Below are 18,702 nucleotides of genomic sequence, written 5' to 3'. Positions count from 1 at the left end.
CTCATCCCTCCCGTTCCGGAGGGGAGGCCGGTCCGGCCTAGGACACGGCGGCCGGGGCGTCGCCGAACTCACCCATCGCATCGGCGACGATGGCCTCAAGGCGGGCGTGGTGGGCGCCGCGCCAGTAGACGCGCTCACAGACCGTGCAGCGGGCGAAGACGTCGTACGTACGCCGCGTACCGTGCTCAAGATGCTCGCGTACGGCGTCCTTGTCGGCGTCCTCCAGCGGCCCGTTGCAGGCGGTGCAGCGGGTCCACGGGGCGAGGCGCGGGGTGAACCGGCCCAGGACGTCGCGGAGTTGCTCATCGGGCCGGTCGCTGTAGACATACGCCCCGGCCCACAGCTCGCGCCGCCGCAGCAGCCCGCGGTCGCGGGAGAGCAGCACCCGGCGCTGGGCGGCGGAGCGGGCGGCCAGCTCGGGGTCGCCGATGTCCTCGCTCTCGTACGCGGCGTCGACGCCCAGCAGCCGCAGCCGCCGCGCGAGCGTCCCGAGGTGCACATCGAGCAGAAAGCGCAGCGGCGCGCCGGGGACCCGCTGGGGCCGTACGACCGGGAACACCTCCACCGTCTCCCCCGCACCCGGCACATGTGAGACCGCGGTCTCCCGGCCGTTCACGAGCAGCCGGCCGACCTCGGTGAGCGGGACCCCGAGCGACTCGACGACATGGCCGAGGGTGGAGGCGCCGTCGGTGACGACGGCCGTCCGTCCGCGGCGCCGTTCGGGGACGGCGAAAAACCGCAGTTCCGGGGCGAGGCTGAGATGGATCTCCGGTCCGTTCACACCGCCAGCATGCCAGGCTGCCGGGTCGGAGGCGATGCGGTTCGCCCGCCCGTCCGGGGCTTGGTGATCATGAAAACGAGACCTGGCGGGAAACCGTTGATCTATGGCAATCCTGCCACTCCTCATGATCGCGCGCCGGCCCGGGGCGACGGGTCGGCTGAAGCTGCTCGCGCTCATCCCGTGCGCCGGTGGTCCGCTCGTACTGCGCCGGCTCGCCGCGACGACGAGCGGGCGGCCGGCGGGCGGATAACGGGGGCCGGCGTCAGGTGGGCGGGCGGGACCGGCGGGCGCGCCGTCTTCTCCGGCGCCAGGCCAGCACCCGGAGCCACTCCTCGTGCAAAACCCGGCCGAGCAGTGCCCCGCCGAAGACCACATAGCCGACGCCGACCAGCCAGGACTGGACGACCAGCACCGTGCCGACCGATCCGTAGGAGACCGCGCTGGAAGCGATCAGCGGCGAGAACACCAGCTGGGAGAAGACCCGCAGCCCCAGCAGTCCGACGCCCGTGGCCAGGGCGCCGGGCAGCAGGGCGCCCCAGCTGATCCGCCCGCCGAGCAGCAGCCGCTGCGACCACCAGAAGAAGAGCACGGTGCCCACCACGGCGACCAGCAGCCGGGTGTATCCGCGGCCCAGATGCGCCGAGAGCAGCAGATAGCAGGTGAACACCACGAGCCAGACCAGATGGCGCCACACGTTGTGCCAGCGGCCGGCGGGCAGCTCCCACACCTTCTCGTAGCCGACCTGCACCGCCGCGCCGAAGCGCAGTCCGAAGATGGCGAGCGTCGCCAGACCGAACGCCGTGGTCGTCTCCAGCGCCCGCTTGGGCGGAGCGAACAGCCGCTCCACCTCGTCCCGCGAGCCGTCGGACACCCCGAGCCCCTCGGCCAGCCACTGGGCGAACCCGTGCCGGTTCACCGGGTCGGCCGCGGCGACCACGATCAGCAGCGGCACCAGTGTGAGGAAACCCAGCGCGGCGAAGCCCAACGCCCTGTGCAGCAGTTCGAATTCACTGCCCCGCCGCCAACCCCGGCCGATCGCGGACAGATGGAACGCCCGGTACAGCCGCCTGTACCACGACCCGTGCCCCGGGGAGCCGGAAGACTTCTCGGACATACCCACTCCCCTACCCGCGCCACCGGCCCGGACCCGGGCACGCGGGAACGCGCGCCTTCCGGCGCGCGCGCCACGAGCCCCCCCTCAGTACGGGTGTCGGTCGGCCTTGTCCGTCCATGCCTTGTACGCCTCGGCACCCAGCTCCGGGTGGATCTGCTCGATCAGGATCCTGCGCTGGTCCATCGGCTTCCGGAAGTCCTCGTACTGAAAGGCGTCATCGAAACCGATCTTCGCGGTGGCGGCCAAGTCGCAGCTGTAGTACACGGCGTCGATCCTCGACCAGTAAATCGCGCTCACGCACATCGGGCACGGAGCGCCGCTGATGTAGATCGAGCATCCTTGGAGCATCCGGGCGCGCTCCGGCAACGGATCGGGGGATCCCTTGGGCCGTGGCACGAGTTCGAGAGTGCTCTCGTTCCGGTGTTCCTCGGCTATCGTCGGCGCTTCGGGGTTGAGCACCTGAATCGCCTTGCGAATGGTCCCCTCGGCGTGCGCGGCGGGGTCGCCCGTGAGCAGCACCTGGTTCTGCCCGCGCGCGATGATGTCGCCATTACGGCTGATCACCGCGCCGAACGGTCCGCCCCAGCCGTTCTCCACGGGCTCGGTTGCCAGCCGCACCGCTTCAGCGAGGAATTCCTGCTTCGCCATGTCAAACCTCCGCTCGGCTCTGCCGTGCCTGCGCTGAGCGCCTTGCGAAACGTTCGATTTATCCAATAAATACCGTTTGACCTAGACTACTCGGCATGGATGCCCGTGCAACCCACGGCTCCAGCGGAGCCTGAGCCACCGTGCGCTGGCAGGAGAAGACGAACCGGGCCGCGCGCGACTTCGCCGGCTTCGAGGGAACAGAGCTGTATCCGCCGGGCTCCGACCAGGAGAACGAGTGGGTGGTGATCTATCGCTTCTCCCGGATCGACCAGTTGACCACCTGGCTGCAATCGAGGAGCCGTCAGGAGCGGGCCGTCAGACCGCCGCCCCGCTCTCCGCGTCGATGACGCTGACCCGCACCGCCGGTTCCCGTACGACGTTCAGGCTGGCCGCCGCGTCCACCGCGAAGAGGACCACGACCGGCCGGGCGGCCTCGCCGCCCCCGTGCACCCCGGCGAACTGGAGGATGCGCCAGCCGCCGTCGTCCCAGTGGTCCAGCAGTGCGGACCGTACGACGGGCGACGCGTGCTGCCAGGCCCGCGAGTTCTCCAGCAGTTCGACGGTCGCGGCGACCGGGACCGCCGCGGGGGCGCGGGTTCCGGCGAGCGGATGGCCGGCGAGCCGCAGCCGCAGCCGGCGCAGCGGGATCAGCCATCGGCGGCCGGGGCCGGCGGACAGGGCCGCGAGGCCCGCCGCCGTGGCCAGGGCCCAGCACAGTGCGGCGCCCGGTTGCCGCGCGGCCACGGTCCACCATGGCTGCTCGGCCAGGGCCGCCGCGACGCCGCCGGCCAGGACCGCGGCGGCGCGTACGAAGGCCCGCCAGGTGATCGGGGCGGTGTCGTGCGCCGTACAGCCGCAGGAGGATCCGGGGGCGGCGGCGCGGGCGTAGCCGAGATAGCCGAGGAAGCCCGCGCCGAGGACGGCGGCCGCCGCGCCCGGGGCCCAGATGACGGGCAGCCCCATCAGCGCGGCGGCGAGGAGGAGTTCGACGGCGCCGAGGACGCGCAGCGCGGCTGCCGCCCGGCCGCCGCCGCGCAGCAGCCGCGCGAGCGCGGTCCCGGCCGCCTGCCGTGCGATGCCGCGTCCGAACAGCTTGGCCGCTCCGGCCGGGCCGAGCAGCCCGGCGAGCAGCAGCGGGGCGAAGGCCGTGGCGGCGGTGGCCGACGGGCTCATCGCCGGCTCCCCGCACCGGGACCGACCGAGACCCGCACGATGTCCACCGAGTCGTCGGACGGCCGCCACGCGCCCAGCACTTGAGCGTCCTGTCCGATGTGCAGCCGGGAGAGATCGGCGGTGGGCGAGGCGCCCGAGTACGTGGCGTTGGTGGTGTCCGCGACGAGGTTGCCGACGATCTCGTGCTGCCCGTGGGCGAGATACAGCCGGGTCTTCTCGATGCCGCGGATGGTGGTGTGGAGGTTCACGATGTTGACCCACACGGCGTCGGCGGCGAGGGTGCCGTCGGGCATCGCCACACCGCGGGCATAGAGCCCGTCGCCGGTCTCGATGGCCGCCGCCGTGGTGGCCCGGACCTTCCAGACGCTGGTGGCGTTGGTGACCCGGACCCGGGAATGGTCGCCGTAGGAGCCCGCGACCGCCAGCACACCGCCGTCGATCCCGGTGATCCGCCCCTCCACGAAGGAGCTCGCCGCGATCGCGGGGTCGAGGGGGCGGTGCGGGGGTGGGGCGAAGGCGGCGTCGGCGTCGACGGCGCCGAGGGCGGTCGCTCCGATGAGGCCGGTGCCGGCGCCGGTCCCGACGACCGTGCCGACGACGGTGGCGCCGCGCAGGGCGGCCGTGGCGAGAAAGCGCCGGCGGTCGACGGTGCCGCCGGTTTCGTACCCGCTCATGGTCCGCCGCCTCACTCGTAGATGGTGACCGGCAGGGTGCCGGAGCTCAGGCTGCCGATGGCGGAGAACGCGGCGGGCGTGAGGTCGATGACCCGGTTGGAGCGGCAGGTGCCGTCACAACAGGTGGACTCGGAGCAGAAACTGCGGGTCCGTGGCCCGCAGTCGCTGACGGTCACGCAGACGCTCGCGCCGGAGCACTGGTGGCGCACCTTCATGGTGGAGCCGCAGCCGCGCCGGGGTATGTCCTCGCCGCACAGGTCCGGCCGGGTGATGTCCCAGCACGCCTTGGAGGCGTTGGGCCAGGCGGCCTGCAGGGCGCTGGACCGGCAGGTTCCGCAGGCGCCGCCGCCCGCGCTGGCGCACGGGCCCCAGGCGTTGCCGCAACAGAACCAGGTGGCTTCGCCGTTCCACAGGCTGGTCGATCCGCACGCCATGTCGGTGTCCTTCCGGCTCTCCTCGGCCCCGGAGCAGCACCATCATGCGTACGGCCGGGCACCGGCCGCCACGCGAGCGCGGCCGTCCCGGGGAGGGGCGACTGTCCCGGGGGCATGCGTCAGAGCCGCTCGACGACGGTTTCGGGCGCCTGCGCCGGACTCCGTCCGTCGAGCGTGTGGTCGCGGGCCACTCACAACCGCTCGACAACAGTGACGTTGGCCTGCCCACCGCCCTCACAACATGGTCTGCAGGCCGAAGCGGCCCCCGGTGCGCTCCAGTTCGTGCAGCAGGGTCGTCATGAGCTTGGCGCCGGTCGCGCCGAGCGGGTGGCCGAGCGCGATGGCCCCGCCGTTGACGTTGACCCGGTCGGGGTCGGCGCCGGTCTCCCGCTGCCAGGCCAGGACGACGGGGGCGAACGCCTCGTTGATCTCCACCAGGTCGATGTCGCCGATGGTCATGCCGGTCTTCTTCAGCGCGTGCGCGGTCGCCGGGATCGGCGCGGACAGCATCCGGATGGGGTCCTCGCCGCGCGCCGACAGATGGTGGAGGCGGGCGCGCGGGGAGGTCGCCGCCGCCAAGGTGGCTGCGGGCGAGGCCGCGTACGCGGCGGCGCGGACCGCCCTCCAGCTGCACGGCGCGACCGGCTACACGGACGCGTACGAGCTGTCCCTGTGGATCCGCCGCGCCCTGCGCACCGCCTGGGGCTCGCCCTCGGCCTGCCGCGCCCGCGTCCTCGCGCCCTGAACGGGCCTCTGCCGAGTCGAACAGCGCCGAAGTGTGTCCTCAGCTCCGGTTCTTGATCCATGCTGTACCGATCGACAGCGAGCGAACAGCGAGGTACCCGTCATGCACCGGCCCCGGCCCACCCTGGAGAACGTGGCACGGCACGCCGGCGTCTCGCGCGCCACGGTGTCCCGCGTCGTCAACGGCTCCACCAAGGTCGGCGAGGAGAGCCGCGAGGCGGTGCGACGGGCCATCCATGAGCTGGGCTACATCCCCAACCAGGCGGCCCGCAGCCTGGTCACCCAGCGCACCGACTCCTTCGCCCTCGTCCTCCCCGAGGAGCCGGGCCGGGTCTTCTCCGACGACCAGTTCTTCCCGGGCGTGGTGCGCGGGGTGAGCCAGGAACTGGAGGCGGCCGACAAGCAGCTGGTGCTGATGATGGCCCGCTCCCCCGCCAGCCGGGAGCGGATCGAGCGCTTCGCCCTGGCCCGCCATGTCGACGGGGTCATGGTCGCCTCGATGCACGGCGCAGATCCGCTGCCGCCCGCCCTGGCCGGGATGGGCATTCCGGTGGTCTGCAACGAGCGGGTGCCGGGCCCCGCGTCGCTGCCGTACGTGGGCGTCGACAACGCGGTGGGTGCGGCGCTGGCCGTGGAGCATCTGGTCCGCGCCGGACACACCCGGATCGTCACCGTCGCGGGCCCGCAGGACATGGTGGCCGGAATCGACCGGCTCGCGGGCTACCGGGCGGCGCTCGGCGAGGCGCGGCTGGAGGCGGCCGTGGCCGTCGGGGACTTCACCCAGGAGTCGGGCGCGGTCGCGATGCGGGATCTGCTGGACCGGGAGCCGCGCCTGGACGCCGTCTTCGTGGCCTCGGACCTGATGGCCGTCGGGGTGCTGCGGGCCCTGCGCCAGGCCGGCCGGCGGGTTCCGGACGATGTGGCGGTGGTCGGCTTCGACGACATGGAGACCGCCCGCTACACCGACCCGCCGCTGACCACCGTGCGCCAGCCGATCGCCGAGATCGGCCGCCGGCTGGCCCGCCAACTGCTGCGGCTGGCCGCCGGGGAGGACATCGAACCGGCACTCGTGCTGCCGACCGAGCTGGTGGTCCGCGAGTCGGCGTAGGACCTGGTCCGCCACACTCTCGGCCGCGCTCAGCCCCCGTTCGCGAAGCGCGGCAGCAGCGCGCGGAACTCCCGTTCGAACGCGTCGTAGCGGCGCCGCAGCTCGGCGCCCGGCCAGTCCTCGGGCAGCAGCCGGGCCGGGAGAACGGGGTCGGCGAGGAGATGCCGGAGCGCGGCCGCGGCGACGGTGAACCGCTCGGCCGGGCCCGCCGCGCGGTCCAGCGCCGCGCCGAGCAGCCTGGCCCGGCGGGCCCAGCCGTCCAGGTCCCACAGGCGCGCCGCGAGCTCGACCGGGTCGCCCTCCGGCGCCCCCGTGAACCAGCCGCACTGCTCGGCGACGACGTCCGGGCGCGGGCGGACGAGATTGGCGGGGCGCAGCCAGGTGCCCTCGCGGAGCTCGGCCAGCCGCAGGGTGGCCATCGCCTGGCGCAGCGCCGCGCGCTCGGCCGCCACGCGCCGGTCGGAGGTGACGACGGCGATCTCCCAGGTGCCGTCCCAGCGCCGGGTGCGCGGGGCGCGGCTGTCGTCCTGCCGCGCCTGGCGGGCCAGCAGCCGGTCGGTGAGCCGGTAGGCGCCGCCGCGCTGTTCGAGGTCGCCTGCGGCCACCATGCGGGTCAGCGCGACCCGGATGGTGCCCTCGGCGGTGCCGAAGAGCGCGCCGACGCGGACCAGGGCGCGGGCGGAGAGCTGGGGCGGGTGATGACCCAGCAGGGTGCTGAGCACGATCGAGCGCGCGGTCAACGGCCGCAGCGCGAGCGTTCCGGTGTCATCCATGGCTACGCGGAACCCTATCCATTACAGTTCCTCATCGCGCATGATGGAAGTGTAAGACCGGGTGTGAGACCGCGGCGAACGAGGAGATGCCTGCCATGAGCGCTACGCACGACGTCCTCAACCAGGCCCCGCCGCTCGTCGGCTTCAGCACGGCGGACGACCCCGCCCTGCTGGAGGCGCTGCGGCGGGACGGCGGCGGCTGGGGCGAGGAGGAGGTCCGGGAGCTGGGCGCGCGGGCCGGTTCCGCCGAGGTCCAGGAGTGGGCGCGGATGGCCGAGGAACACCCTCCGGTGCTGCACACCCACGACCGCTACGGCCATCGCGTCGACGAGGTCGAGTACCACCCCGCCTACCACCAGCTGATGACCGTCGCCGTGGAGAGCGGCCAGCACGCGGCCGCGTGGGGCGAGAGCCGCCCCGGCGCGCATCTGGTGCGCGCGGCCAGGTTCTACGCCTTCGCGCAGGCCGAGCCCGGCCATGGCTGCCCCATCTCCATGACGTACGCCGCGGTCCCGGCGCTGCGCGCCGAGCCGGAGCTGGACGCCGCGTACGAACCGCTGCTGACCGCGCGTACGTACGACTTCGGACTGCGTCCGCCGCTCACCAAGCGGGGCCTGATCGCGGGCATGTCGATGACGGAGAAGCAGGGCGGCTCGGACGTCCGCGCCAACACCACCCGCGCCGTGCCGGCCGGCGACGGCACCTACCTGCTCACCGGCCACAAGTGGTTCACCTCCGCGCCGATGAGCGATGTCTTCCTGACCCTGGCCCAGGCGGAGGAGGGCCTGACCTGCTTCCTGGTGCCGCGCGTCCTGCCGGACGGCACCCGCAACCCGATGCGGCTGATGCGGCTCAAGAACAAGCTGGGCAACCGCTCGAACGCCTCCGCCGAGATCGAGTACGAGTCCGCCGTGGCCTGGCGGGTCGGCGAGCCGGGCCGCGGGGTGCGGACCATCGTCGAGATGGTCAATGTGACCCGGCTCGACTGCGTGATCGGCTCGGCGGCGGGCATGCGCGCCGGGCTGCGGCAGGCGCTGCACCACACCGAGCATCGCCGGGCCTTCGGCGCCGAGCTGATCGACCAGCCGCTGATGCGCCATGTGCTCGCCGATCTGGCGGTCGAGTCGGAGGCGGCCACCACGCTCGCGCTGCGGCTCGCGACGGCCCTGGACCGGGCGGAGGCCGGGGACGAGGGCGAGGCGGCGCTGCGCAGGCTGGGGCTCGCGGTCAGCAAGTACTGGGTGTGCAAGCGCGGATCCGCCCATGCGGCCGAGGCGCTGGAGTGCCTGGGCGGCAACGGCTATGTGGAGGACTCCGGGATGCCGCGCCTGTACCGCGAGGCGCCGCTGCTGTCGATCTGGGAGGGCTCGGGCAATGTCGCGGCGCTCGATGTGCTGCGCGCGCTCGGCCGCGAGAACGGCGCGCTCGACGCCTTCCTCGCCGAGGTCGACACCGCCGCCGGGGCCGACGCGCGGCTGGACGCGGCCGTGGCCCGGCTGCGCGCACTGCTGCCGCAGCTCGCCGACCCCGAGCGGGCGCAGCTGCTCGCCCGCCGCCTCGCCGAGCAGATGACGCTGGTGCTGCAGGGCAGTCTGCTGGTGCGGCACAGCGATCCGGCGGTCGCCGACGCGTTCTGCGCCTCACGGCTCGACGGGGACTGGGGGCACGCCTTCGGCACTCTGCCGCCCGGTACGGACACCGGCCCGATCCTGGAGCGCGCCCGCCCGAAGGACGCGCGATGACCTCCCCCCGGGACACGGCCGCGTCCTCCGGCGAGACGGCCGATGCCGCTCCTGCGGTCCGTACGGAACGGGAGGGCCCGGTCACCACGGTCGTGCTCTCCCGCCCCGAGGTCCGCAATGCCGTGGACGGCACGACGGCCACGGCCCTCGCCGACGCCTTCCGCGCCTTCGACGCCGATCCCGAGGCGCGGGTGGCGGTGCTGTGGGGCGAGGGCGGCACCTTCTGCTCCGGCGCCGATCTGAAGGCGGTCGGCACGGAGCGCGGCAATCGCGTGGCCGAGGACGGCGACGGGCCGATGGGGCCCACCCGGCTGCGGCTGTCCAAACCCGTCATCGCGGCGGTCAGCGGCCACGCGGTCGCGGGCGGTCTGGAGCTGGCGCTGTGGTGCGATCTGCGCGTCGCGGAGGAGGACGCGGTCTTCGGGGTGTTCTGCCGCCGCTGGGGCGTACCGCTGATCGACGGCGGTACGGTGCGGCTGCCGCGGCTGATCGGGGCGAGCCGGGCGATGGACCTGGTGCTGACGGGACGTCCGGTACCGGCCGCCGAGGCGTACACCATCGGGCTCGCCAACCGCCTCGTACCGCCCGGACAGGCACGCGTGGAGGCGGAGCGGCTGGCCGCCGGGATCGCCCGCTTCCCGCAGACCTGTCTGCGCGGCGACCGGGCCTCGCTGCTGGAAGGAGATGGGCTGCCGGAGGAGCGGGCCATGGCGGGAGAACTGCGCCATGGGCAGGCGACGCTGGCCGAAGGGCTTGACGGGGCGGCGCGCTTCGCGGCGGGCGCGGGACGGCACGGCAGCTTCGGCGATCTGTGAGAACGGGCGGGGACCACCGCCCGGCCGGGTAAACCTGACACGCCGCAACTTCCGCTCATTTTCCCCTATTCGGGCGAAACCCTGCCCTCCTACGGCTGGCGGCGGCCCGTCCGGCCGAACATCTTCCTCGTGAAACGATGGCATCGCGCATGGCCTGCGGGGGTCCTCACCACGGCCCTTGTCCTCGCCTCGGCGGGGGCGACAGCCGTAGCCGACGGGGACGGTGACGGGGACGGGGACGGCTCGGCGGCCGTCGCCCCCACCCCCCGGGGGATCGACGTCCGGGTCAGGGCCGGGATCTCGGACGACGGGCCGCACGCCTCCGTACGGGTCGAGATCCGTCCGGGCCTGTGTGTCTGCGTCGACGCCTCGGCCGGCAGGTCCGCGGTCATCGCACGGTACGGATGGTGCCCCACGCCGACCCCCACCCCGACACCGACCCCCACGCCGTCCGATACCCCCACCCCGACGCCGACGCCCACCCCGACGCCCACTCCCACGCCCACTCCCACGCCCACGCCGACGCCCACGCCGTCCGATACCCCCACCCCGACGCCGACGCCCACCCCGACGCCCACGCCGACGCCCACTCCCACGCCTACTCCGACCCCCACTCCCACTCCCACTCCCACGCCGACGCCCAGCCCCAGCCCCACGCGGACACCGCAGGCACCGGCTCCCACGCCACCTCCAAAGCGCCCGGCGTCCCAGCCGAAGCCCAAGTCCACGCCCGTGCCCGCGCCCGCGCTTCCGCTGCCGCTGCCGCCCGCGCCCGTCGTCAAGACGCCTCCGGCACCGCCCCCCGAGCCGGCTCCCTCACCCACCGGGGCCCGTCGCGTCGCGATGCGCGCGTATCACCCGACCACGCGCCCAGAGCCCGACACCGGGACGTCCTTGGTCACCTTCACCCTGCTGCTCACCGCGCCCGCGGTCCTCGCCGCCGCCGCCCTCCGCCCGCGTTCGCGCTCTGCCGCGCGCGGCGGGCGGCGCGGCTGACGGCGCACCGCCGACCCGCTTTGGAGGTTGCCCATGCCCGAATGGCTGATTCTGACTTGTGTGATGGCCGGGACCTGCTCGGTCGTCATCGTCGCGGCGATCCTCAACGCCCGCCGGCTCGGCGAGGACGACGATCCGAGCGAGACCCCCGATGTCCTCGACTACATGATCATGATGATCGGCGTGGTCTACGCCATCGTGCTGGGCCTGGCCATCGCCGGGGTCTGGGAGGCGCGCGGCGCCGCCCAGGACGGGGTCCGGCCGGAGGCGCAGGCGCTGCACGAGGTGAGCGAGCGGGTGAGCGTCTACCCCCGGCCGGTGCGCGACCGGGTCCGCGATGACGTGGACGCGTATGTGCGCCATGTGGTGACCACCGAGTGGAAGGTGATGGTCGACCAGGGCGAGCTCACCGACCGCGGCACCGATCTGCTGGCCACGCTGCGGCGCGACGTCACCCTCGCCACGCCGCACTCCGATCTCCAGTCGCAGGCGTACCAGCCGATGCTGGACCAGGTGACCGCCGTCGATGACGCGCGCGGCGCGCGGCAGCAGAGCGCGGGGCCGACGATGCCCCGGGTGGTCTGGTTCGGTCTGGTGCTCGGGGCGGCGCTGGTGATCGGGCTGGTCTTCACCCTGCAGATCCGCCGTTCGCCGCGGGAGCTGATGCTGTCGGTGATGTTCACCGCCCTCATCGTCTTTCTGCTCTTCCTGGTCTGGGACTTCGACGACCCCTTCGGACGGTCGGTCGGCGACGCGACCGCGCCCTTCACCGACCTGTTTCCCAGCGCACGGGGAGGGTCTTGAGCCCGTTCCGGAAGGCGGAGGTGAGCCGCACCGGCTCGCCCGCCCGGCGCAGTCCGGGCAGCCGGTCCAGGGCGGCGCGCAGCATGGCCCGCATCTGCACCCGGGCCAGGCGATGCCCTACGCCACCGGTACGGGGAGCACCCGGCGCAGCGGGTCCTCGGGGAGCCGGCCGTGCGCCTTCCACTCCCTCGGGTAGCCGACCGAGACCTCCTGGAACTTCACCCCGTCCTCCACCGTCGTCCGGGGGATGTGCAAATGGCCGTAGACGACGGTCGCGGCCCGGAACCGCACATGCCAGTCGGCGGTCAGCTCGGTGCCGCACCACAGCGCGAAGTCGGGGTAGCGCAGCACCCGGGTGGGCAGCCGGGTCATCGGCCAGTGGTTGATGAGCACGGTCTGCAGCTCGGGGTCGCAGGCGGCCAGCCGCGCCTCGGTCCCGGCGACCCGGGCCCGGCACCACGCGTCGCGCGTGGGGTACGGGTCGGGGTGCAGGAAGTGCTCGTCGGTGCAGACCACCCCCACGTCATGGGCGTGGGCCAGCGCGGCCTCCTTGGTGGCCAGGCCGTCGAGGCGGAAGGAGTAGTCGTAGAGCAGGAACAGCGGGGCGATGATCAGCGGTCCGCCGACGCCCTCCCATACGGGGTACGGGTCCTCGGGGGTGACGATGCCCTTGGCCCGGCACATCTCCACCAGCGCCTCGTAGCGCGCCACACCACGGGCCTCCAGCGGGTCCTTGGGGTGGGTCCACAGCTCGTGGTTGCCCGGCGACCAGATGACCTTGGCGAAGCGCTCGCTCAGCAGGCCCAGGGTCTCCTCGATCTCGGAGAACACCTCGCCGACGTCGCCGGCGACGATCAGCCAGTCGTCCTCGGAGCCCGGCCGCAGCCGCTCCGCGATCGCCCGGTTCTCCGGATAGGCCACGTGCAGGTCGCTGATGGCGAGTAGTTCGCCCTGGTGCGTGCCGCCCATTGTGTCTCCTGTCGTACGGTGGCGGTCATGGTGCGGTCGCGGTGTGGTCGCGCCGCGGCACGGGCCGGTTGATCACCGGACCGTCCCTGGCGCTAGCCTCGCAGATGTGGTGGACAAACTCCCCGCGTCTTTTGAACGCGGCACCGACGGCCCGAAGGTCATCCTGGTCGGATTGGACGGCTCCGAATCCTCCTGGCGCGCCGCCGCGTACGCCGCCGGGCTGGCCCGGCGGCAGAACGCGCTGCTCGCCGTCGTGTACGTACAGCCGGTGCTGGCCGCGGGCGCGGCGCTGGGGGCGCCCGTGGCCGACACCACGGGTGAGGTCGCCGAGGAGCTGATGCGGGAGATGCGCGCGGCCACCGAGCGGCTGCGCGGGGTCTTCGAGGTGCGCTGGGAGTTCCATACCTTCCGCGGCGATCCGTACAACGGTCTGGTGCAGGCGGCCGACGAACTCATGGCGGACGCGGTGGTGGTCGGGGCGTCCGAGCAGGCGGGGCACCGTTTCATCGGCTCGGTGGCGGTCCGGCTGGTCAAGGCGGGGCGCTGGCCGGTGACCGTGGTGCCGTAGGAGCCGGCCGGGCGGGCTGCCCGGGGCGTCCGGCTCGCGGAGCCCGGCGCGGTGAGGCACGGTGGGAGGAGCAATCGGACCACGCCACGGACCGGGGAGACTGCCATGTCCCATATCTACAGCGTGACCGAGATCGTCGGCTCGTCCACCGAGAGCGTCGACGACGCGATCCGCTGCGGCATCAGCCGCGCGTCGAAGACCCTGCGGAACCTGGACTGGTTCGAGGTCGGCCAGGTCCGCGGGCATATCGAGAACGGCCGGATCGCGCACTACCAGGTGGGGATGAAGGTCGGCTTCCGGCTGGAGGACCCCGACACGGGCTCCGGCGATGTGCCGGGCTGACCGCGGCTGAGCCCCGTAGTCGGCGGTCGCGAAGCCGGCGTGCCGGGCGGCGAGTTCGGTCACCCGCGCCCGCGCCTGGGCCTCGGTGGCGTGGGTGCCGTCGATGGCGGGCGCCACGTTCTGCGCGTCCGTCATGATCAGAAGGTAGTGGCGGCTGTCGTACCAGGCGGTGTCGATGCCGTTGTTGACGTAGGTGGCGGCGTCACCGTCGAAGAACCGTCGAGTTCGAGGAGCGAGGCGCCGGAGTCGAGCGCGTCGGCGAAGTACGGATACTTGGCCTTCTCGCAGGCGTTGTGCACCCCCACCGATGTGGTGGCGGAGTAGGACGGATCATCGGCGGCGGGCTGTGCGTCCGCCAGTGCCGTAGGACACAGTGTGGCGGCCGCCGCGGCGACCGCCACCGTTCCCGTACGCCGGGCCCTCTTGCTTGCCCGCCGGACTCCCCGAGTTGCCCATCTGCCCCCGCCCTTGTCGACTGCTGATACGACTGGGCAGCAGCGTACGGGAGCCGACTCATGGGTGACGAGGGGGACTTGGTCACAGCGGAGGGCCCAGCGGCGGATGAGGCCGCTGGGCCCGTCTCCTGTGGTCGGTGGTCTGTTCGGTGGTCAGTCAGGGACGTTGCCCCACGCCGGTCGTCATGACCTCGCGGAGCCGTCCGCCGGGCAGCTTCGGAGCCAGCGGGGCGGTCTCCATGCCGGTGCCGTGTCTGAGGCCGCTGAGGAACTCCTCGAGCGTCTCGACGGCGCTGTGCCGTGGCTGCCAGCCCAGTTCGTCATGGGCCCGGGTGGTGTCCATCAGCGGCAGCCGCAGGGCGGCGTCGAACAGCTGGGGCGAGGGCGGGACCAGATGCAGACGCCAGGCCGTGGTCATGGCCGAGCGGGCGGCGCCGCGCGGTATCCGCACGCCCCGCGCGCCGAGGATGTCGGCCAGCACCTGGCCGTCGACCGGGGGTTCGGCCGCGAGGTTGAAGGCGCCGCGCACCTGCCGGCCGAGCGCGAGCCGGTAGGCCTGGGCCGCGTCGTCGGTGTGCAGGACCTGGAGCCGCAGACCGGGTATGTCGAAGACGACGGGCAGAAAGGCGGAGCGGATCAGCCGCCGGGGCAGGAACGGACCCATGAACAGCCGGCGCTGCTCGGCCGCCGACTGCTCCTTGAAGAGGAAGGCGGGGCGCATCCGCACCACCCGGATCCGGGGATGCCGCGGCTCGAAGGCGTCGAGCACCCGCTCCATGTACGCCTTCTCACGGCAGTACGCGGCCTCCGGCCAGCCGTGGGTGGGCCAGGACTCGTCCACCGGGTGATGGTCCGGGGGGCCGGGCGAGTAGGCGCCCACCGAGGAGGCGTACACCAGCACCGGCACCTGGGCCCGCGCCATCGCCTCGAAGACTCGGACGCCGCCGAGGACGTTGGTGCGCCAGGTGATCGCGGGCCGGTGGCTGGGCTGGATGAGCCAGGCGAGGTGGATGACCGCGTCCGCGCCCTCGAAGTGGCGTACCAGGTCGTCCTCCAGGCCGGAATCCGCCCGGCCGATGTCCGCCTCCGCCCAGCTCGTCTTCGGCGGCGACCACGCCGGGATCCGGCGGGCGATGCCTACGATCGACTCGATGTCCGGATCCTCGCCGAGCGCGCGCACGACACTCGTACCGACGTTGCCGGTGGCCCCGACCACCACCACACGTTTGCCCTGCTTGACGCCCATGGTCCGCTCCTTCCGACCCCCCGCTCCCCTCAGATGGGCGCCTTGCCGATGAGTTCGCGGGCGGCCGTCGCGATGGCCTCCGCGTCGATCCCGGCCTCGCTGAGCTGCTCGGCGGGGGTGGCGGAGGCCGGCATGATGCGCACTCCGAGGCGGACCATCCGGGGCGCCGTGCCGCCGTCGGCGAAGGCGCTCTGGACGGCGTCGCCCAGCCCGCCCTCGGGGTGGTGATCCTCGACGGTGATCAGACGGCCCGTCACGTCGGCGGCTGCGCGCAGCGTCACGGTGTCCACCGGCTTGACCGAGTACAGGTCGATGACCCGGGCGGCGATGCCGTCCTGGGCGAGCCGGTCGGCGGCCTCGATGGCCTCGTGGACGGTCACCCCGGCCCCGACCAGGGTGACCTGGTCGTGCTCGGTGGCACGGATGAGCTTGCTGCCGCCGATGGGGAAGCGCTCGGAGGGCGGATAGATGACGGGGGTTCCGCCGCGGGTGGTGCGCAGATAGCGGATGCCCGACTCCTCGGCCATGGCGGCGATGAGCTGGGCGGTCTGGTTGGCGTCGCACGGGTAGAGCACGGTGGAGCCGTGCACCGCCCGCAGGGCCGCCAGATCCTCCAGGCCCATCTGCGAGGGGCCGTCCTCGCCGATGGCCACTCCGGCGTGGGAGCCGACCAGATTGAGGTCGGCGCGGCTGATGGAGGCCATCCGGATGAAGTCGTAGGCACGGGTGTAGAAAGCCGCGAAGGTGGCGACGTACGGGTTCCAGCCGCGCGCCTGCATGCCGACCGCGGCGGCCACCATCTGCTGTTCGGCGATGAAGAACTCGAAGTACCGCTCGGGGTGCTCCTTGTGGAAGTACTCGAGCCGGGTCGAGTCGCCCACCTCGCCGTCGAGCGCCACCACATCGCCGCGGGCCGTGCCGACGGCGGCGACCGCCTCCCCGAACGCGTCGCGGGTGGGGACGGTGTCGCCGATGTTGAAGCGCGGCAGGCTCAGCGGCCCCTCCGAGGCGGGCCGGGTGGGGGCGACGGCGGGCGGGCCGAGCACCGGCACCGCCATGTTCCGTACGCCGCCCAGTTCGGCGATCGCCTCCTCCGCGTTCTTCAGCGGCTTGCCGTGCATGCCCTCCCGGTTCTCCACCGAGGCGACGCCCCGGCCCTTGAGGGTGCGGGCGATGATGGCGGTGGGGCGGCCGACGGTGGACGCCGCCTCGCCGTACGCGCGGTCGATCGCGGCGATGTCGTGGCCGTCGATCTCGATGGTGTGCCAGTCGAAGGCGCGGACGCGCCGGGCGTAGGCGTCCAGGTCCCACTCATGGCGGGTCGGGCCGCGCTGGCCCAGTCGGTTCACATCGATGATGGCGGTGAGATTGTCGAGCCGCTCGTAGCCCGCGTGCTCGAACGCCTCCCACATCGACCCCTCGGCCATCTCGCTGTCCCCGCACAGCACCCAGACCCGGCTGGGCACATGGTCGAGCTTCTTCGCGCTCAGCGCGATGCCGACGCCGAAGGGCAGCCCCTGGCCCAGGGAGCCGGTGGCCACGTCCACCCAGGGCAGCCGGGGCGTGGGGTGGCCCTCCAGCCTGCTGCCGCGCTTACGGAAGGTGAGGAATTCCTCGTCGCTGATCGCCCCGGCCGCCTTGAAGAGCGAGTACAGCAGCGGTGAGGCATGGCCCTTGGAGAAGATCAGGTGGTCGTTGCCCGGGTGGTCGGGCTGTTCGAAGTCGTAACGCAGATGGTTTCCCATCAGGACGGCCATCAGGTCCGCGGCCGACATCGAGGACGTCGGATGGCCGGACCCGGCGGCCGCGGAGGCGCGCACCGAGTCCACCCGGAGCTGCTGCCCGAGCTCGCTGAGCTGTTCGTGTTGCATTGTTCTCCTTCCAGGGTCTTCCGGCGGTCAGCCGCGGTCCCGCGCCGAGTGCGCGATCTCGGGCGACTCGGTGTCCAGCGGCACCGCCCAGGCCGGCACCACTCCGAGTTGCACCGCCTGGCGTGGCAGCATCGCGTCGAGCAGCCAGTCGGCGGCCACCCGGACGCGATTGCCGGGCATCGCCGCCAGGTGGTAGCCGCGGGTGACCGCGTTGGCGATCGGTCCGGACAGCGGTATGTGCAGCGGGTCGGCAGCCGCCTGCACCCCGCCGAGGTCGACCGTGAACCCCAGGTCGTGGTGTTTGTACGGCCTCGGCGTGCCGCGGCCGAGGGAGGCGAGGATGTTGTGGCCCGCGACCTTGCCCTGGCGCTGCGCGTGCTGCGCGGTCATCGGGGTGAACTGCCCGGGGCGGGTCAGGTCGGGCACCGCGGCGGCGTCCCCGCAGGCCAGCACCTCCGGATGGCCGGGCACGGCCAGATACTGGTCGACCCGCAGCCGTCCGCGCTCGGTCGGCAGCCCGATGTCCTCCACCAGCGGGTCGGGGCGTACTCCGACGCACCAGATCAGCGAGCGGGTCTCGACGAACTCGCCGTCGTCGAGCAGCACCCCGTCCGAGGTGGCCTCCTTGACCGAGGTGCGGGTACGGATCTCCGCACCGCGATTGCGCAGGACCCGGTCCGCCGTGCGGGAGAGCCGTTTGTCCAGCTCGGGCAGGACCCGCGGGGCGATGTCGAGCAGCAGCCAGCGGGGGCGCGGCTCGCCGCGCAGCGCCGCGTTCTGGCGGTGCAGCTCGTCGGTGAACAGCACGCCGTGGGCGGCCACCTCGGTCCCGGTGTAGCCGGCGCCGACCACCACGAAGGTGCAGCGGGCGGCCCGCTCCCGGGGGTTCTCCGCAGCCGCGGCCATCTCGATCTGGCGGGTCACATGGTCCCGCAGATAGAGGGCCTCCGGCATGCCACGGAAGCCATGGGCGTGCTCGGCCACGCCCGGGATCGGCAGCAGCTTGTTGACGCTGCCGACCGAGAGGACGAGCCGGTCGTAGCCCATCTCGCCGCGCCCGCCCTCGGGGTCCCTCCAGGCGACCCGGCGGGCGGCGAGGTCGACCGAGTCGACCTCGCCCAGCACCAGCCGGACGTGCGAAAGGGTGCCCGTCAGGGAGACCGAGACCCGTCGGGGCTCCAGGACCCCGGCGGCCACTTCGGGCAGCAGCGGCAGATACAGGAAATAGTCGTTGGGATTGATCACGACGATCTCCGCGGCACCGCGCAGGGTGCGGGAGAGCGTACGGGCGGCCTGGTAGCCGGCGAATCCGGCACCGACGATCACGATACGGAGTGCGCTCACAAGAGACTCCCGGGCGTACGGAACCAGAGGGTTCCGAGTGCCCGTGCGGACCGAGGCCAAACCGGCGTGGCGGCCGGCCTCGGTCCCGGAGCCCGTGCGCC

The 18,702-nt window shown here is 73.0% G+C and carries 22 protein-coding genes and 2 pseudogenes; 10 read left to right on the top strand and 14 right to left on the bottom strand.

Features of this window, described 5'->3' with window-relative positions:
* Positions 1-37 precede the first annotated feature (37 nt).
* The gene (locus tag ABZS71_RS05480) at positions 38-781 is read right to left on the bottom strand and encodes a Mut7-C RNAse domain-containing protein (protein ID WP_356207770.1); all 744 of its coding nucleotides are present in this window, start codon (positions 779-781) and stop codon (positions 38-40) included.
* Positions 782-884: 103 nt separating this feature from the next.
* Between ABZS71_RS05480 and ABZS71_RS05475 the strand changes: the two genes are divergently transcribed.
* On the top strand, positions 885-1,031 hold the full coding sequence (locus ABZS71_RS05475; RefSeq protein ID WP_355845755.1) for a hypothetical protein: 147 nt from the start codon (positions 885-887) through the stop codon (positions 1,029-1,031).
* 12 nt (positions 1,032-1,043) lie between these two features.
* Here the strand turns inward: ABZS71_RS05475 and ABZS71_RS05470 are convergent, their stop codons facing one another.
* Together ABZS71_RS05470 and ABZS71_RS05465 are read right to left on the bottom strand one after the other, a co-directional pair.
* Positions 1,044-1,895 (bottom strand): ribonuclease BN, encoded by an 852-nt coding sequence (locus tag ABZS71_RS05470; RefSeq protein WP_355845758.1) that lies wholly within the window; start codon positions 1,893-1,895, stop codon positions 1,044-1,046.
* 84 nt (positions 1,896-1,979) lie between these two features.
* A complete protein-coding gene (locus ABZS71_RS05465; RefSeq protein WP_356207768.1) occupies positions 1,980-2,543 on the bottom strand; it encodes a nucleoside deaminase in 564 nt (187 codons plus the stop codon).
* A 140-nt stretch (positions 2,544-2,683) separates the two neighbouring features.
* Here ABZS71_RS05465 and ABZS71_RS05460 point away from each other — a divergent pair, with 140 nt between their 5' ends.
* Positions 2,684-2,890, top strand: coding sequence for a hypothetical protein (locus ABZS71_RS05460; RefSeq protein ID WP_356207766.1), 207 nt, complete (start codon positions 2,684-2,686; stop codon positions 2,888-2,890).
* Here ABZS71_RS05460 and ABZS71_RS05455 read toward each other — a convergent pair.
* The 4 genes and pseudogenes from ABZS71_RS05455 to ABZS71_RS05440 all read right to left on the bottom strand — a co-directional run.
* Positions 2,859-3,716: a MauE/DoxX family redox-associated membrane protein gene (locus ABZS71_RS05455; RefSeq protein ID WP_355845764.1), complete on the bottom strand. Its 858-nt coding sequence runs from the start codon at positions 3,714-3,716 to the stop codon at positions 2,859-2,861. The genes ABZS71_RS05460 and ABZS71_RS05455 overlap by 32 nt on opposite strands.
* A complete protein-coding gene (locus tag ABZS71_RS05450; protein ID WP_356207765.1) occupies positions 3,713-4,390 on the bottom strand; it encodes a cell wall protein in 678 nt (225 codons plus the stop codon). Before ABZS71_RS05450 ends, ABZS71_RS05455 begins: the two co-directional genes overlap by 4 nt.
* A gap of 11 nt (positions 4,391-4,401) precedes the next feature.
* The gene (locus ABZS71_RS05445) at positions 4,402-4,824 is read right to left on the bottom strand and encodes a septal ring lytic transglycosylase RlpA family protein (protein WP_355845770.1); all 423 of its coding nucleotides are present in this window, start codon (positions 4,822-4,824) and stop codon (positions 4,402-4,404) included.
* Positions 4,825-5,015: 191 nt separating this feature from the next.
* Positions 5,016-5,388, bottom strand: a pseudogene (locus ABZS71_RS05440) (acetyl-CoA C-acetyltransferase); the annotation flags it as partial.
* Between ABZS71_RS05440 and ABZS71_RS05435 the strand changes: the two are divergent.
* Positions 5,387-5,569: pseudogene (locus ABZS71_RS05435) on the top strand (acyl-CoA dehydrogenase family protein); the annotation flags it as partial. The pseudogenes ABZS71_RS05440 and ABZS71_RS05435 sit on opposite strands and share 2 nt — an antisense overlap.
* A gap of 102 nt (positions 5,570-5,671) precedes the next feature.
* Positions 5,672-6,676 (top strand): LacI family DNA-binding transcriptional regulator, encoded by a 1,005-nt coding sequence (locus ABZS71_RS05430; protein ID WP_355845773.1) that lies wholly within the window; start codon positions 5,672-5,674, stop codon positions 6,674-6,676.
* A 29-nt stretch (positions 6,677-6,705) separates the two neighbouring features.
* Here the strand turns inward: ABZS71_RS05430 and ABZS71_RS05425 are convergent, their stop codons facing one another.
* Positions 6,706-7,449, bottom strand: a complete 744-nt coding sequence (locus ABZS71_RS05425) for a PaaX family transcriptional regulator C-terminal domain-containing protein (RefSeq protein WP_356207763.1) — start codon at positions 7,447-7,449, stop codon at positions 6,706-6,708.
* A 95-nt stretch (positions 7,450-7,544) separates the two neighbouring features.
* On the opposite strand from ABZS71_RS05425, the gene ABZS71_RS05420 reads away from it, so the two are divergent.
* The 4 genes from ABZS71_RS05420 (at position 7,545) to ABZS71_RS05405 (ending at position 11,806) form a co-directional block, all read left to right on the top strand.
* Complete coding sequence (locus ABZS71_RS05420; RefSeq protein WP_355845779.1) at positions 7,545-9,191, top strand: acyl-CoA dehydrogenase family protein; 1,647 nt, start codon at positions 7,545-7,547, stop codon at positions 9,189-9,191.
* Complete coding sequence (locus tag ABZS71_RS05415) at positions 9,188-10,006, top strand: crotonase/enoyl-CoA hydratase family protein (RefSeq protein ID WP_356207761.1); 819 nt, start codon at positions 9,188-9,190, stop codon at positions 10,004-10,006. Before ABZS71_RS05420 ends, ABZS71_RS05415 begins: the two co-directional genes overlap by 4 nt.
* Before the next feature lie 732 nt (positions 10,007-10,738).
* Positions 10,739-11,002 (top strand): hypothetical protein, encoded by a 264-nt coding sequence (locus ABZS71_RS05410; protein WP_356207760.1) that lies wholly within the window; start codon positions 10,739-10,741, stop codon positions 11,000-11,002.
* Between the two features lie 33 nt (positions 11,003-11,035).
* The gene (locus ABZS71_RS05405) at positions 11,036-11,806 is read left to right on the top strand and encodes a hypothetical protein (protein ID WP_356207758.1); all 771 of its coding nucleotides are present in this window, start codon (positions 11,036-11,038) and stop codon (positions 11,804-11,806) included.
* On the opposite strand, the gene ABZS71_RS05400 is transcribed toward ABZS71_RS05405, so the two are convergent.
* A complete protein-coding gene (locus ABZS71_RS05400) occupies positions 11,769-11,906 on the bottom strand; it encodes a hypothetical protein (protein WP_356207756.1) in 138 nt (45 codons plus the stop codon). The genes ABZS71_RS05405 and ABZS71_RS05400 overlap by 38 nt on opposite strands.
* A gap of 17 nt (positions 11,907-11,923) precedes the next feature.
* A complete protein-coding gene (locus ABZS71_RS05395) occupies positions 11,924-12,775 on the bottom strand; it encodes a metallophosphoesterase (protein WP_356207754.1) in 852 nt (283 codons plus the stop codon).
* Positions 12,776-12,881: 106 nt separating this feature from the next.
* On the opposite strand from ABZS71_RS05395, the gene ABZS71_RS05390 reads away from it, so the two are divergent.
* Positions 12,882-13,343: a universal stress protein gene (locus ABZS71_RS05390; RefSeq protein WP_355845791.1), complete on the top strand. Its 462-nt coding sequence runs from the start codon at positions 12,882-12,884 to the stop codon at positions 13,341-13,343.
* A gap of 105 nt (positions 13,344-13,448) precedes the next feature.
* Positions 13,449-13,685 (top strand): dodecin, encoded by a 237-nt coding sequence (locus ABZS71_RS05385; protein WP_355845796.1) that lies wholly within the window; start codon positions 13,449-13,451, stop codon positions 13,683-13,685.
* Positions 13,686-13,822: 137 nt separating this feature from the next.
* On the opposite strand, the gene ABZS71_RS05380 is transcribed toward ABZS71_RS05385, so the two are convergent.
* The 4 genes from ABZS71_RS05380 to ABZS71_RS05365 all read right to left on the bottom strand — a co-directional run bounded on the left by ABZS71_RS05380 (position 13,823) and on the right by ABZS71_RS05365 (position 18,601).
* Positions 13,823-14,086 carry a hypothetical protein gene (locus ABZS71_RS05380; RefSeq protein ID WP_356207753.1) on the bottom strand — a complete coding sequence of 88 codons (264 nt, stop codon included), beginning with the start codon at positions 14,084-14,086 and terminating at the stop codon, positions 13,823-13,825.
* 211 nt (positions 14,087-14,297) lie between these two features.
* Entirely contained in the window at positions 14,298-15,386 is a 1,089-nt protein-coding gene (locus ABZS71_RS05375) for an SDR family oxidoreductase (RefSeq protein WP_356207752.1), read from the bottom strand.
* Positions 15,387-15,415: 29 nt separating this feature from the next.
* Positions 15,416-17,257, bottom strand: a complete 1,842-nt coding sequence (locus ABZS71_RS05370; protein WP_356207750.1) for a transketolase — start codon at positions 17,255-17,257, stop codon at positions 15,416-15,418.
* 27 nt (positions 17,258-17,284) lie between these two features.
* Positions 17,285-18,601 carry an NAD(P)/FAD-dependent oxidoreductase gene (locus ABZS71_RS05365; protein WP_356207749.1) on the bottom strand — a complete coding sequence of 439 codons (1,317 nt, stop codon included), beginning with the start codon at positions 18,599-18,601 and terminating at the stop codon, positions 17,285-17,287.
* Between the last annotated feature and the right edge of the window lie 101 nt (positions 18,602-18,702).

Origin of the sequence: Streptomyces sp. NPDC005393 (assembly GCF_040606675.1) — a bacterium.
Taxonomy (GTDB): domain Bacteria; phylum Actinomycetota; class Actinomycetes; order Streptomycetales; family Streptomycetaceae; genus Streptomyces.
This window is presented reverse-complemented; position numbering and strand designations above follow the sequence as displayed.